A 13,805-nucleotide genomic window follows, 5' to 3' on the forward strand; every position below is an offset into this window, starting at 1 on the left:
CTCGACATCAGCGCGGCGTCGATGGCCTCGGCGGGCTTCGCGACCGCCGGCTCGCCGGTGAGCAGCGCCTTGGCATCGCGCCCGTCGCGGCGAAGCATCGCCTCGCGGAGCGCGCCGTCGGCAACCGGCGCCGTCGGTGCGGCGTAGGCCAGGGCCGCGCGGGCGCCGGAGGTGTCCTCCGGGTCGGCGCTCGCCACGGCGACCACCGGCTTCGGCCTTCCGCGCGGCGCTGCGACAGGCGCCGGAGCCGGGTCGCTCCGGCCGCCGAACAGGCCGGCGAGGAACCCGACGAGGCTCGGGCCCTCCTCCTCGTCGGCGGAGGCGATCTGCGAGGACACGCCGAGCACGGTGCCGCCGCGGGCCAGTATCTCGGCGCGGGCCTCCTCGTAGCGCGGGAACGGCCGGTTGTCGGAGGCCAGGTGGACGGTCTTGCCGTCGGGGAACAGGCGCGCGAGCTGGTCGTGGCTCATCCGCGGCCACATGCGGACCGAGCCGACGTCGAGGTGGACGAAGGGCGAGCCGGCATGCGGATACCAGCCGACGCCGCCGCGCTGCATCTGCAGCCCGACCGCGCGGATGTCGTCGATCGAGACGCCGGGCAGGTAGAAGTCCATCGCCTTGCCGAGCATGTGCTGGCTGTACTCGGCCACCGCCTTCGAGCGGCGGCGCAGCATCGCGTTGGTGCCGGGCGAGCGATAGGCCGAGACGACGTGGATCGGCTCGGAGGCGCCGACCTGTCGATAGGCCTCCCATACCGTGTCGAACAGGCGCGGGTCCATCTTGGTCGGCTCGTCGATGCGCCAGTCGCGCAGGAGCCAGTTCAGCTGCTCCAGGGCCGCGCGGTCGTAGCGCCCGTCGCGCTTGAACGTGATGGTCGCGCTTTCCTTGGTGTGGGTGTGGAAGATCGTCAGCGAACGGGTGTCGCCGTTGGCGACCGCATCCTGGGTGCCGGTGGTCCCCGCCGCCAGCGCCATGACCATGCCGGACAGGCCGAACAGGATTCGCCGAAGACGAGAGGGCCGGGGCGTCGTCTGGCTCGGCGTCGGCACGATCGTCTCACCCCTCGGACGCGGCCCGCGCTGCGCGCGGGACCATGGTGAACGCAAGGTTGCCGAAAACCGTGAAGACCGGGTTATCGGCGCCCCCTGCAGGACACCCGCGATTCCCTTACGGCTAAGTCTGGACCGTGGCGAAATCGTGCCGGCAAGCGTGCCGGCGCACGTCACCGCGCCGGTGATGCGGACGGGTCACGGGAAGCCCCGCCGGAGGCGAACGCCAGACCGGCAAAGCGGCCGGATCACCACCAGCTGCGCGAAACCGGAGCGGGGTTCGGGGTCCACAGGCCGGGCTCGCCGAACTCGGGCGCCGGGGCCTCGGCGCTCGCCCGCACGGCACGGCGCGGCACGGCGGAGTGGCGCGGCTTGGGCGGCGCCGGCACGGAGACGGCCTCCGCCGTCCTGCGTGTCGGCTCGGACGGGCGGATCGCCGGGGAGACCCTGGCCATCGCGCCGCCGCCCCCGAGGCCGAGGGCCGCGCGCATCGGCGCATCGTAGCCGTAGAGGTCGGGCAGCGTGCGGTAGCTGCCGCCGTCGTCGACGGTGGCCGTGAAGTAGGCGAGGTGCACCGGCAGCTTGTGCTCCAGGCGGATGGTGCGCTCGCCTTTGCCGACGAGCTTCTTCAGGCGCTCCTCGGTCCAGTTCGGCAGCACCACGTCGGCGAAGCGGAACGGGTCGTCGACGCGGATGCAGCCGTGGCTGAGCGCCCGCTCCGAGCGCGAGAACAGCGAGCGGTTCGGCGTGTCGTGCAGGTACACGGCATGCTGGTTGGGGAACATGAACTTGATGAAGCCGAGCGCGTTCTTCTCGCCCGGCGGCTGGCGCAGCGAGACGTGGCCGCCGCGGCGCACGATCTCGTAGCCACCCCAGGTGCTGCCGCCGTAGCTCGCGATCTTCGGCAGCATGGTCTTCAGGATCGAGGGCGGGACGTACCACGACGGGTTCACCACCGCGTATTCCATCAGCCCGGAGAACAGGGGCGTGCGCGAATCCGGCTTGCCGACGATGACGCGCGCCTCGTCGCGCTGGCGCCCGTCGCGGAACACCCGCAGGCGGAACTCGGGCACGTTGACCAGCACGTAGTCGGGCCCGAGATCGCTGCCGAGCCAGCGCCAGCGCTCCATGTTGACGATCAGCGCCGCGTCGTCGCCCACCGGCCGCACGATCCCGGCCTGACCGGCCCCTTGTCCCGCGCCCTGCGCCAGCGCCACCACGGTCTGGACGTTGAGGACGCCGTTGCCGGGCAGCCCACGGCTCCGCTGGAACCCGGCAACTGCGGCGGCGACGCCGGAATCGTACTCCTCCGCGTCGCCCGGGGGGGCGTCGAGGGTGCCGGCCTTCCGGCTTTCGAGATCGAAGTGGGCGCGCAGCAGCGGCACGCGCGCATCGCGCATGCCGACGCGCAGGGCCGGCCCGGGCGGAAGCCGCAAAGCGGCCGCCGCGGGACGCGCGTCCTCCTTGACGGCCGGGGCGCGCGCCACCGAGAGGCGGCTCTTCAGGGCGAGGTAGCCGGGCGAATGCGGGTTGTAGGCCTGGAGCAGGTCGCCGGCGCTGCCGCCGGCGCCGGCCAGGCTCGACAGCACCGTGTCGGCGGCCGGCAGGTCGAGGGTCGGGGTGATCAGCCGCGAGATCGCCGCGAGGTTCAGCCGCCCGCCGCGTGCGTCGCGGGCATAGAGGGCGGCGGCGGCCGAGAGTTTCAGGTCGGCCTCGGCGAGGGCGGCGAGATTGTCTGATCCGGCCGCGCTCTCGCCCGTCCCCGGATTGTCCGGCTTGGCGGCCTTCGGGAGCGCCGGCACCGGATAGGCGCGGGCGTCGAGGCCGTCCTCAGGCGCCGCCGCGAGGCGCGCGGCCACGGCCTTCGCCGCCGGCGTGTAGGCGCCGTCCACGATCCAGACCGGCTTGAAGGCGCCGAGCGCGTAGAAGGCCTGGATCGACTCGCGCTCCTTGGTGGTCAGCCGGGCGAGCAGCGGAGCGGAGGCGGCGAGGCGGTTGAACACGGCCGCCGCCTGCGGGTCGCTCGGCGCGGTCGGGGCCGCGGTGACGGCAGGGCGCTCGGGCGAGGGCGCCTCGGATCGTGCCGGATCGGCCTTCGCCGGCTCCGACGGCGTCACCGCCTCGAGGCCGGTGGCCGGGGGCGGCAGGCTCGGATCGGAGGCGGACGCCTTGTCCGGGCCCGACGCTTTATCGAGGTTGGAGGTCCTGTCGCCGTCGAAGGGCTTGTCCGGCGTCGCGGTCGCGACGGCGGCGGCCGGCGGGACGTCGTCGAGCCCGCCGCGGGCGGAGGCGGCCGTCGTCAGGACGCCCTGCGCGACGGAGCCGGCCAACAGGACGGCCAGGGCTGCTTGGGCCGAGCGCGAGACGCTCATCTGCGAACCTCCTGGGGACCGACCTCGAGGCCGCCCACAACCTTATCAGTATCGGCGCTCGCCCGATCGTGTGCAATCGCACCCCGTCCGCGCGCGCCGCAGAGTGCCGGCAAGTGTCTGATCCGCTACGCATCGAGCGCGGGCTTCCAGCCTTCAGGCCGATTCTGGCAAGCCGATCAGGCCGCGGCGTCCTCGGCCTTGGCGTCGCCGTCGAGCCCGAGCTCCTTGAGCTTGCGATACAGGGTCGATCGGCCGATTCCGAGGCGGCGCGACACCTCCGACATCCGGCCGCGATAGAATTGCAGCGCGAAGCGGATGATCTCGGCCTCCAGCGCATCCATCGGCTTCATCTCGCCGGTATCCTCGACCACCAGCGACAGGGCGTGCGGATCGCGCACCTCGACGCGGACGATCTCGCGCACCGGCTCGGGCGAATGGGCCGATAGCATCGGCTGCACCGGGGCTGCCGGGATGCGCACGTCGAACCCCTCGACCTGGGCGGCGATCTGCGGGAACTCGGCCACCGTCAGCTCGTCGCCGTCGGCGAGGACGACGGCGCGGAACAGCGCGTTCTCCAGTTGCCGGACGTTGCCGGGCCAGCCGTAGCGGGTCAGCAGCGCCATCGCCTCGGCGGTGATCGCGCGGACGCGCTTGCCTTCCTCCGCCGCGAACCGGGCGCAGAACGAGCGCACCAGGTCGGGGATGTCCTCGCGGCGGGCGCGCAGCGGGGGCAGGGTCATCGGGAAGACGTTGAGGCGATAGTACAGGTCTTCGCGGAAACGCCCCTCCTTGACGAGGTCGAGGAGCGATCGGTTCGTCGCCGAGACCAGGCGGATGTCGACGCGCACGCTGCGCTTGCCCCCGACGGGGTCGACCTCGCCCTCCTGCAGCGCGCGCAGCAGCTTTACCTGAGCGTCGAGGGGCAACTCGCCGATCTCGTCGAGGAACAGCGTCCCGCCGGACGCCTCGACGAACTTGCCGGCATGGCGCTCGGTGGCGCCGGTGAAGGCGCCCTTCTCGTGCCCGAACAGGGTCGACTCGACGAGGTTGTCGGGGATCGCGCCGCAATTGACCGTGACGAAGGGCTTTCCGCGCCGCTCGCCCGAGCCCTGGATCGCACGGGCCAGCACCTCCTTGCCGACGCCGGACTCGCCCTCGATCAGCACCGGGATGTTGGACTTCGCGGCGCGCTCGGCCAGCCGGATCACCCGCTCCATGTCGGGCGACTTCGAGGTCAGGTCCTTGAAGCTGAGCGAGCCGGAGGCGCGGCGGCGCATGCGCCGGACTTCCTCCTCAAGGTGGTCGACCCGGAGCGCGTTCTTGATCGAGACCTGCAGACGCTCGGCGCCGGCAGGCTTGACCACGAAGTCGACGGCGCCGGCGCGCATCGCCGTGACGACGGCGTCGATCGACCCGTTGGCGGTCTGGACGATGACCGGGGTGTCGAGGCCGGATTTCCGCATCTCGGCCAGCACGCCGAGCCCGTCGAGGCCGCCGGGCATGACGAGGTCGAGGAGCACCACGTCGATCTCGGGGTGGGTCCGGAGCAGGGCGAGCGCGTCCGCACCGTTCTCCGCGAGCGTCGCCTCGAAGCCGAAGCGGCGCACCGTCGCCTCGGCGAGACGACGCTGAACGGGATCGTCGTCGACGATCAGGACCGTTGTCGCCATGCGGGCTCTTCCTCGCTGCCGCGGGTCGTCCGCGGCGCCGGACCTTGCGGGTTCCGGCGCCCGGCGCGACCGGCGGGTGTTTCGTTTCGAGCCGGAGCCTCGCCCAGATGCGTAAAGCGCCGCTTAACGACGACGGGAGATTTGCCGCAGCCGCCGCTTGCGTCCCCTTGCGCCTGAGGATTCCGGTTGAACGCCGTCGGCTGCGCTCGATATGAGGCAGGGCGGGGCCGTCGAGCCCCGGACAGGCGGCGCGACGCGCCGGCAACGCACCCGAGGATCTATGACCATTCGAGCCCTCGCCCCCGCTTGGTCACCGCTTCGGAGCGCCGAGGGCGCCGCCGCGGCGCGCGCCGCCGCCCACGCGGTCGACCTCGGGCCGCTCCCCGAATGGGACCTCGCCGACCTCTATTCCGGCCTGGACGCCCCGGACTTCCGCCGCGACCTCGCGAAAGCGGAGGCGGATTGCCGTTCCTTCTCCGAGACCTACGCCGGGAAGATCGCGCAGCTCGCGAGCGGCCCCGACGCCTCCGCCAGTCTCGCCGCCGCGGTCGCCGCCTACGAGGGCATCGAGGAGCTGCTCGGCCGGCTGATGTCCTATGCCGGGCTGGTCTATTCCGGCGACACCACCGACGAGGCGAGGGCGAAGTTCTACGGCGACACCCGCGAGCGCCTGACGAACGCCTCCGGCGACCTGCTGTTCTTCGCCCTCGAGCTCAACCGCATCGAGGACGCCGTGCTGGACGCGGCGATGGCCGGGGGGCCGCTCGCGCATTACGCCCCGTGGATCGAGGACCTGCGCCGCGAGAAGCCGTTCCAGCTCGAGGACCGGATCGAAAAACTGTTCCTGGAGAAGTCCGTCACCGCGAACGCGGCCTGGGACCGGCTGTTCAACGAGACCATCGCGGCGCTGCGCTTCCCGATCCAGGGCGAGCGGCTGCCGCTGGAGCCGACGCTGAACAAGCTTCAGGACCCGGACGGCGCGGTGCGCCGGGAGGCGGCCGGCGCGCTCAGCGAGGTGTTCCGCGAGAACCTGCGGGTGTTCACGCTGATCACCAACACGCTGGCCAAGGACAAGGAGATCTCGGACCGCTGGCGCGGCTTCAAGGACGTGGCGGATGCCCGCCACCTCTCGAACCGGGTCGAGCCGGAGGTGGTCGCCGCGCTCGTGGACGCCGTGCGCGAAGCCTATCCGCGGCTGTCGCACCGCTACTATCGCCTGAAGGCGAAGTGGTTCGGCGTCGAGGCGCTGCCCTACTGGGACCGCAACGCCCCGCTGCCGAAGGTCGAGCAGCGCACCATCCCCTGGACCGAGGCGCGCGACACGGTGCTCGACGCCTACAATGCGTTCTCACCGAAGATGGCCGGCATCGCGAGGGACTTCTTCGACCGGCGCTGGATCGACGCGCCGACGCGGCCCGGCAAGGCGCCCGGCGCCTTCGCGCACCCGACGGTGCCCTCGGTCCACCCCTACGTGCTCGTCAACTACCAGGGCAAGCCGCGGGACGTGATGACGCTGGCGCACGAACTCGGCCACGGCGTCCACCAGGTGCTGGCCGGCCACAACGGCGCGCTGATGGCGCCGACGCCGCTGACGCTGGCCGAGACCGCCAGCGTGTTCGGCGAGATGCTGACCTTCCGGCGCCTGCTGGCCGCGACCACGAACACGACCCAGCGCCGGGCGATGCTGGCCGCCAAGGTCGAGGACATGATCAACACGGTGGTGCGCCAGATCGCGTTCTACTCGTTCGAGCGCAAGGTCCACCTCGCCCGCGCCGAGGGCGAGCTGACGGCCGAGCAGATCAACGGCCTGTGGATGTCGGTGCAGGCCGAATCGCTCGGCCCGGCGATCACGCTCGATGCCGGATACGAGCCGTTCTGGGCCTACATCCCGCACTTCATCCACTCGCCGTTCTACGTCTACGCCTACGCCTTCGGCGATTGCCTGGTGAACTCGCTCTACGGGGTCTACGCCAAGGCCGAGGACGGCTTCGTCGAGCGCTACTTCGCCCTGCTCTCGGCCGGCGGCTCGAAGCCCTACGGCGAGCTCCTGGCCCCGTTCGGCCTCGACGCACGCGATCCCGGCTTCTGGCAGATCGGGCTCGGCATGATCGAGGGGATGATCGCGGAGCTCGAGGGGATGGAAGCCGAGGCCTGACCACCCGCGACCACGCCCATGAAAAGACCCGCGACGGGGCTGCCGTCGCGGGTCTTTTCATTTCAGGCTCGCAGTCTCAGGTTCGGCCGCGATCAGACGGCGGCGACGGCGACCTGGATGTTGCCGCGGGTGGCGTGCGAGTACGGGCAGACGACGTCGGCGCGCTTCACCAGGTCGGCGGCCGTCGCGGGGTCGATGTCGGGCAGGCTGGCCTTGAGGCTGACGGTGAGGCCGAAGCCGGTGCCGTCCTCGCGCTTGCCGATGCCGACCTCGGCGTCGACGCGGGCGTCCTCGGGCACCTTCACCTTGTCCTGGGCGGCGACGAACTTGATCGCGCCGAGGAAGCAGGCGGCGTAGCCGGCGGCGAAGAGCTGCTCGGGGTTGCTGCCGGGGCCGCCGTTGCCGCCGAGCTCCTTCGGGGTCGAGAGGCCGACGCCGAGGCGGCTGTCGTCGGTCGCCGCGGAACCCTCGCGGCCGCCGGTGGCGTGGGCGTGGGCGGTGTACAGAGCCTGCATCGTCGTCTCCTGATCGGATGGCGTTCGCACGGGCGTCGTGCTGAGCCGATGCCCTCTCCTTGCACGAATATCGATTGCGCACAATCTACATTTTGGGGCCAACGCCGTCGCAATGCCCTGCCGTCGGCCGGCCCGGCATGCCCCGCGAGGCCCTTGCCGCCCCATCGGGGTCGCGGGAAGAACGCTCCCGCTCGGGAGCTTCGCGCGATTCGCTCAATCGCGCGCAGGGAGGTGGAAGATCGCGCGCGCCTCGTCCGGGGTCGCCGGCGCGCAATCGAGGAGCGACAGCAGCGTCACCGCCTTCTCGACCAGGGCGGCGTTGTTCGGCGCGAGCTTGCCACGGGCGAGGTAGAGGTTGTCCTCCAGGCCGACGCGGACGTTGCCGCCCATGCTCGCAGCCAGCGCCACCATCGGGAATTCGGCCCGGCCGATGCCGAAGGCCGACCAGACCGCGTCGGCCGGCAGGCGCGCCCGCATCTGCACCAGGGTCTCGGGGTCGGCCGGGGCGCCCCACGGGATGCCGAGGCAGATCTGGAATAACGGGGGCGCGGCGAGATGCCCCTCGGCGATGAGGTGGCGGGCGAGCGCGATGTGGCCGAGGTCGAACACCTCGATCTCCGGACGGACGCCCGCAGTTCGGATCGTCTCGGCCATGGCGCGCAGGTGCGCCGGAGTGTTGAGGAACAGGTGCTCGCCGAAGTTCATCGTCGCCACGTCGAGGGTGCAGAGCTCGGGCTTCAGCGCGCTGACGTGGCGGGTCCGCACCTCCGGGCTCACGAAGGTGGTGCCGGGCCCCGCCGCCGCCGGGTCGGCCGCGCCCGGCACGAAGCGCCCGCCGGGCCCCGTCGTCAGGTTGAGGATCACGTCGGCGTTCCGCGCGCGGATGCGCTCGACGACCTCGCGGTAATGGTCGAACTCCATGCTCGGTGCCGCGGTGTCGGGGTGGCGGACATGGATGTGCACCACCGCGGCGCCGGCCTCGGCCGCCTCGAGCGCCGAGCGGGCGATGGCCTCCGGGCTGACCGGCACCGCCGGGTTCTTCGCGGTCGTGTCGAACGAGCCGGTCAGGGCGCAGGTGATCACGGTCTTCTGCGACATCGCCGTCTCCTCAGATCATCCCGCCGTCGACCACCAGCGTCTCGCCGGTGATGTAGGCGCCGCCCGCGGCGAGGAAGAACATCGCCTCGGCGATGTCCTCGGGCTCGGCCAGGCGCGCCATCAGGGTGTTGGCGACGGTCGCCGCCTTGCGCTCCTCCGGCCAGTTCGCGGTCCAGGGCGTGGCCACAAGGCCCGGCGCGACGGCGTTGACCCGGATCTCGGGGGCGAGCGCCCGGGCGAGCGAGCGCGTCAGGTTCACGAGCCCGGCCTTGCTCGCCGAATAGGCAATGCTGGAGCCGCGCCGCCCGAGGCCGGCCACCGAGGCGGTGTTGACGATGGCGCCGCGGCGCGCCTTCAGGGCGGGGGCGGCCGCCCGCGCGCAGCGATAGGGGCCGACGAGGTTCGTCGAGAGGATCGCGTTCCAGAAGTCCTCGGTCATCGCGTCGAGGTCCTCGAAGGCGATCGGCGCCTGCGTGCCCGAGGTGCCGGCGTTGTTGATCAGCACATCGAGGCCGCCGAGCGTCGCGATCGCCGCGGCGACCATCGCCTCCGCCTCGCCCGCGCGGGACACGTCGCCGGCGACCGCCGTGACGGAGAGACCTTCGGCGCTCAGCCGCCCGGCGGCTTCCGGGCCGCGTGGGTCGTCCGCGAGGTGGTTCAGGGCGACCGTGGCCCCGTTACGCGCAAACAGCGTGGCCGCGGCCAGGCCGATGCCGGAGGAGGCCCCGGTGACGAGGACGGCTTTGCCGCGAAGGTCGGCGCTGATCATCGTGTGCTCCCGGGTGGGGTTGGTGCGTGGCGGCTGGGAACGCTCACGTCCCCTCCATCCGGCCGATGGTGCGCAGGGCCGCCTTCAGGGCGAGCAGCTTGCGGTCGCGGTCGCGAAACAGCTCCGCCGGGTCGCGACCGCCCCAATCGAAGTAGCCGCGCCCGGCCATCACCCCTGTCCGGCCCTCGGCGCAGAGGGCGTCGAGGCTGTCGGACCGGGTGCGCGGCGGGGGCGGGCTGTAGCTCGCGTTGGCGAGCGCCCTTCGCTGCAGGTCGAGCCCGGTGAAGTCCGCCTTGGCGAGGTGGCCGAGGATCGGGATGCGTAAGGCGAGCCCATGCACGATGGCGTCGTCGATCTCGCGCGGGGTGGCGTAGCCCGCGTCGAGGAGGTGGTGCACCTCCGCCGTGATCGCCGACTGGATGCGGTTGGCGACGTAGCCCGGCACGAAGCGCTTCAGCACGATCGGCACCTGGCCCAAGCCCACGACGAGGTCGCGGATGCCCGCCACCACCTCCGGCAGCGTCTCGGGGCCGGGCACCACGTCGACGAGGTCGACGATGTAGGGGGGCGTGTACCAGTGCGCGACGACGGCGCGCGGCTGGCGCATCGCCGGGATCAGCGGGAAGACGTCGAGGTAGCTGGTGTTGCTGGCGATCACCGCATCGTCGGCGCAGAGCCGGTCGAGCTCGGAGAACAGCCCGCGCTTCGCCTCCGGGTCCTCGGTGATCGCCTCGATGACGAGGCTCGCCCCGTCGACGGCGCTTGCGAGGTCCTGCGAGAGGCGAACGGCGGCGGCGAGGCGGTCGGCGCTCCACCCGTCCGGCGCGGCTCCGGCCCCCTGCAGGGTCGCGAGCGCGGAGGCCATCAGGCCGGGCACGGCGTCGAGGGTCTCAAGGCGGCTGTCGACGAGGCGGACGGCATGGCCGCCGAGGGCAAGGACCAGGGCGATGCCGTGGCCCATCAGCCCGGCCCCGACGACGGCGATCTCGGCCATGATGTCCTCCTCCGGTCAGACGGTGGCGATCGGCGTCGCCGGCGAGCCGACGGCGCCGGGAAGCCGCAGGGGCGGCGCGGTGAGCAGGAAGCGATGGCGTCCGTTCGCGCGCAGCCAGTCCGCCAGCGGCGTCAGGTGCCAGAGCTCGCCCAGCGGCAGCCCGAGCTTGAACAGGCAGTGCTCGTGCAGCGGCAGGATCGCGCAGCAGGCCCCGCCCGGACGCGCGGGATAGGCCTCGACCGCGTAGTTGTCGGCGATCAGCGCGGACAGGCCGCTGTCGGTGATCCAGTCGAGCAGCCGCCGATCGCGCCCGTCGAGGACGGCGCAGATGCGGTGGACCGCATCCCGGTCCGGCTCGCCGGCCCAGGCAAGGAGCCGGTCGGCGAAGCCGGTATGCAGGCAGACCATGTCGCCGGGCTCGACCGCGACCGCGTCGGCTTCCAGGATGTGCATCAGGCCGTCGTAGCCGACGAGCGCGCGGGCGTCGCCGCAATGCGCCCGCAGGTCGATCATCACGCCGCGACCCTGCATGCCGTGCTCGGCCAGGCGCTCGATGCCGAGGCGGTGCGCCCGCGACGGAGCCTCGACCTCGGCGGCCTCGCTCGGACCCGTCACGTCGAGACCGCCGCGGAAGCCGTTGTAGTAGAAAGGTTTTGGCGTTCCGTCCCCGTCGGCGTCGAATAGGCCGCCGACATGGGCGAGGCTGTCCCACTGCGTCGAGTATTGCAAGTAGAGCATCACCCGGTCGTCGCAGATCACGTCGGTGGCGCCGTCCACCTCCTCGCAGACCCGGAAGTTCGTCACCGGCCGGCCGTTGGTCCGCACCGTCGGGCTGAGGCGCGGCGGGTGACGGCGCTGGTTCAGGACGTTTCCGCCGGGCAGGTCGAGGGGCAGGCTGAGGCAGAAGGTACGCCCCTCGCGGACCTCGGCGACGCCCTGGAGCACCTTGGCCGCATCGAGCCCGTTGACGCGGCCGAGCTGGTCGTCGGGGCCGTAATCGCCCCAGGTCGAGCCCTCGGGCCGGCGGCGCCAGCGCGGCGCGGTCATCGGCGCGTCCTGCCGGAATCGGTCCTGCCCGCGCAGATCCGTGGCGCGGCGGGTGCCGGAGCCGGGCGCATGCGTCCATCCCTGAAGCCGGATCCTTGACGGATCCCGTTGCCGGCATCGTCCGTCCGGCCATACCGGTCTGTCAACGACCCGGTCGCGGTCGGAGCGACGAAGCCGGGCGGAATTGTCAGGGCGCGCGGGCGCCCGCATACCCGGCCTTCGAAACGGGCGAGGGTCGGAGCAGCCGATGCGCGAGCAGGATACGATCTTCGGGGCCGACATCCCCTTCGCGCGGCTCTGCGGCGTCGAGGCCCTCGGCTATGCCGACGGGCGAACCCGGCTGCGGCTGCGCCTGCGCGACGACCACGGCAACAACCTCGGCATCGCCCATGGCGGCGTGATCTGCACGCTCCTCGACATCGCCATGGGCACCGCGGCGCGGCTCTCGGCGGGGCGTCCGGTGCTCACCCTTGACATGCAGACCCGCTTCCTCGCCCCCGGTCGCGGCGTGCTGCTGGCCGAAGGCTTCGTGGTGCGCGGTGGGCGCTCGGTGCTGTTTTGCGAGGCGGAAATCCGCGGGGAGGGCGGCAACCTGGTCGCCACCGCGAGCGGCCTGTTCGAGCCCGCCGGCCGGGACGGGCAACCCCCCGGAAGCCGGGTGAACGCCTGAGGTGACGACACCGAACCAACCTGGTTTCCCGGAATGGGGCGACCCGGGTAACGAAAAAGGGCGGACACCGCTGCCGGTGCCCGCCCATGAACCGTCGCTGAAGGTGCAGCCCCGAGGGACTGCGGTCGATTTCAGAGACCGCTGAACTTGTAGTTGAAGCCAGCGCGAACGACGTTGCCCTCGGTGGTGAAGCGCGAGACGTACGCACCGGTACCGACGCCGGGGACCGCGCTGACGACGACGTTGCGGCTGCCCAGGTCGTAGTGGAGGTACTCGACCTTCACGGTGACCGCCTCGTACTTCAGGCCGAGGTACTTGCCGAAGGCGAAGGTGTTGAGAAAGCTGTCGGTGGGCACTGCGAATTCGATGCCGCCGCCGTAGGCATAGCCGGTCTCGAAGTCGTCGTAGCGGCCGGCGAACTGCAGGGCGTTGCCGGGCGTGAAGAAGCGGGCGTCGTAGAACACGTTGCCGTAGGCGAGACCGCCCATGCCGTACACCAGCACCCGATCGAAGCCGTAGCCGACGCGGCCGGTGAGGGTACCGAGCCAGTCGAGGCTCTGACGGTAGGCGGCCGGGTTGCCCACGACGCCGCCGGCGAGCGGAGCGCCGATCACGAAGCGGTTCTTGGTGAGGTCGGTCCAGTCGATGCTGTTGGCGACGCCGATGACGAAGCCCGAGCCCGGCGTGAACTGGTAGTTGTATCCGAAGGTGCCGCCGAGCTTGCCCACCGCATCCTGCTCGGTGGTGACGGTCGAGAGGCGGCGGCCGGCCGCGACGTTGCCGACGGTGACCGGAGTGGTGCCGTTGGTGATGATCCGCTGGCGGTCGGTGAAGGCGTAGGACGACTCGAGGCCGGCGTAGAAGCCGGTCCAGGTGAAGACCGGGATCGGAGTGAAGACCGGCGGGGGGGCGCGGCGCGGCAGGTCGGCGGCGGAGGCGACGGCGGTCATGCCGGCCAGCACGGTGGATGCGAGGAGAAGCTTCTTCGTCATGATGAGGGTTACCTGAAGACTGTCCCGGATGGCTCTGGCGCCAATTAAGCGTAAGCATGCCCCAGGCACTATGCCCGCCGTGCCACAGTGCAGCCCAAATGCAGCGCCGCCGCCGCACGCGGCCTCGGACAGCCGAATCAGGCAACGGGGCCCCCAGCCGAAGTCCCGGGCGAGACCCGGCCCTTGATCAAAGGACGGCGAGCCTCTAATCGGACCGCGCCTTTCGCCGGGCCTCCCAGCGAGCCGGGCGATAGAGAGATCGGGTGCGCCCGTGCGCGGGCCCTGCCGCAGGAACGGGAACCATGGCCAAAGAGAAGTTTGCCCGCACGAAGCCGCACTGCAACATCGGCACGATCGGTCACGTCGACCACGGCAAGACGTCGCTGACGGCGGCGATCACGAAGGTCCTGGCGGAGTCCGGCGGGGCGACGTTCACGGCCTACGACCAGATCGACAAGGCACCCGAGGAGAAGG

12 protein-coding genes are annotated in these 13,805 nt (G+C 71.6%); 3 read left to right on the forward strand and 9 right to left on the reverse strand.

The window, feature by feature from the left end; all coding sequences use genetic code 11:
• From FV229_RS19965 to FV229_RS19975, 3 genes are all read right to left on the reverse strand, one after another.
• On the reverse strand, positions 1-980 hold a 980-nt coding region (locus tag FV229_RS19965; protein ID WP_147753643.1), incomplete at its 3' end, for a DUF882 domain-containing protein.
• A gap of 317 nt (positions 981-1,297) precedes the next feature.
• Entirely contained in the window at positions 1,298-3,421 is a 2,124-nt protein-coding gene (locus tag FV229_RS19970) for a L,D-transpeptidase family protein (protein ID WP_147753633.1), read from the reverse strand.
• A gap of 176 nt (positions 3,422-3,597) precedes the next feature.
• A complete protein-coding gene (locus FV229_RS19975; RefSeq protein ID WP_147753634.1) occupies positions 3,598-5,091 on the reverse strand; it encodes a sigma-54 dependent transcriptional regulator in 1,494 nt (497 codons plus the stop codon).
• Positions 5,092-5,371: 280 nt separating this feature from the next.
• Here FV229_RS19975 and FV229_RS19980 point away from each other — a divergent pair, with 280 nt between their 5' ends.
• Positions 5,372-7,246, forward strand: a complete 1,875-nt coding sequence (locus tag FV229_RS19980) for a M3 family oligoendopeptidase (RefSeq protein ID WP_147753635.1) — start codon at positions 5,372-5,374, stop codon at positions 7,244-7,246.
• A 92-nt stretch (positions 7,247-7,338) separates the two neighbouring features.
• Here the strand turns inward: FV229_RS19980 and FV229_RS19985 are convergent, their stop codons facing one another.
• From FV229_RS19985 to FV229_RS20005, 5 genes are all read right to left on the reverse strand, one after another.
• Entirely contained in the window at positions 7,339-7,761 is a 423-nt protein-coding gene (locus FV229_RS19985) for an organic hydroperoxide resistance protein (RefSeq protein WP_147753636.1), read from the reverse strand.
• 213 nt (positions 7,762-7,974) lie between these two features.
• A complete protein-coding gene (locus FV229_RS19990) occupies positions 7,975-8,859 on the reverse strand; it encodes a 3-keto-5-aminohexanoate cleavage protein (protein WP_147753637.1) in 885 nt (294 codons plus the stop codon).
• 10 nt (positions 8,860-8,869) lie between these two features.
• Positions 8,870-9,628 carry an SDR family oxidoreductase gene (locus tag FV229_RS19995; RefSeq protein ID WP_147753638.1) on the reverse strand — a complete coding sequence of 253 codons (759 nt, stop codon included), beginning with the start codon at positions 9,626-9,628 and terminating at the stop codon, positions 8,870-8,872.
• 43 nt (positions 9,629-9,671) lie between these two features.
• Entirely contained in the window at positions 9,672-10,622 is a 951-nt protein-coding gene (locus tag FV229_RS20000) for a 3-hydroxyacyl-CoA dehydrogenase family protein (RefSeq protein WP_147753639.1), read from the reverse strand.
• A gap of 15 nt (positions 10,623-10,637) precedes the next feature.
• Positions 10,638-11,669, reverse strand: a complete 1,032-nt coding sequence (locus FV229_RS20005; protein ID WP_147753640.1) for a cyclase family protein — start codon at positions 11,667-11,669, stop codon at positions 10,638-10,640.
• Positions 11,670-11,916: 247 nt separating this feature from the next.
• Between FV229_RS20005 and FV229_RS20010 the strand changes: the two genes are divergently transcribed.
• Positions 11,917-12,339 (forward strand): PaaI family thioesterase, encoded by a 423-nt coding sequence (locus FV229_RS20010; RefSeq protein ID WP_147753641.1) that lies wholly within the window; start codon positions 11,917-11,919, stop codon positions 12,337-12,339.
• A gap of 131 nt (positions 12,340-12,470) precedes the next feature.
• Here the strand turns inward: FV229_RS20010 and FV229_RS20015 are convergent, their stop codons facing one another.
• Positions 12,471-13,331, reverse strand: coding sequence for a porin family protein (locus FV229_RS20015; RefSeq protein ID WP_147753642.1), 861 nt, complete (start codon positions 13,329-13,331; stop codon positions 12,471-12,473).
• A gap of 302 nt (positions 13,332-13,633) precedes the next feature.
• On the opposite strand from FV229_RS20015, the gene FV229_RS20020 reads away from it, so the two are divergent.
• On the forward strand, positions 13,634-13,805 hold a 172-nt coding region (locus FV229_RS20020; RefSeq protein ID WP_246688262.1), incomplete at its 3' end, for a GTP-binding protein.

Origin of the sequence: Methylobacterium sp. WL120 (assembly GCF_008039465.1) — a bacterium.
Taxonomy (GTDB): domain Bacteria; phylum Pseudomonadota; class Alphaproteobacteria; order Rhizobiales; family Beijerinckiaceae; genus Methylobacterium; species Methylobacterium cerastii.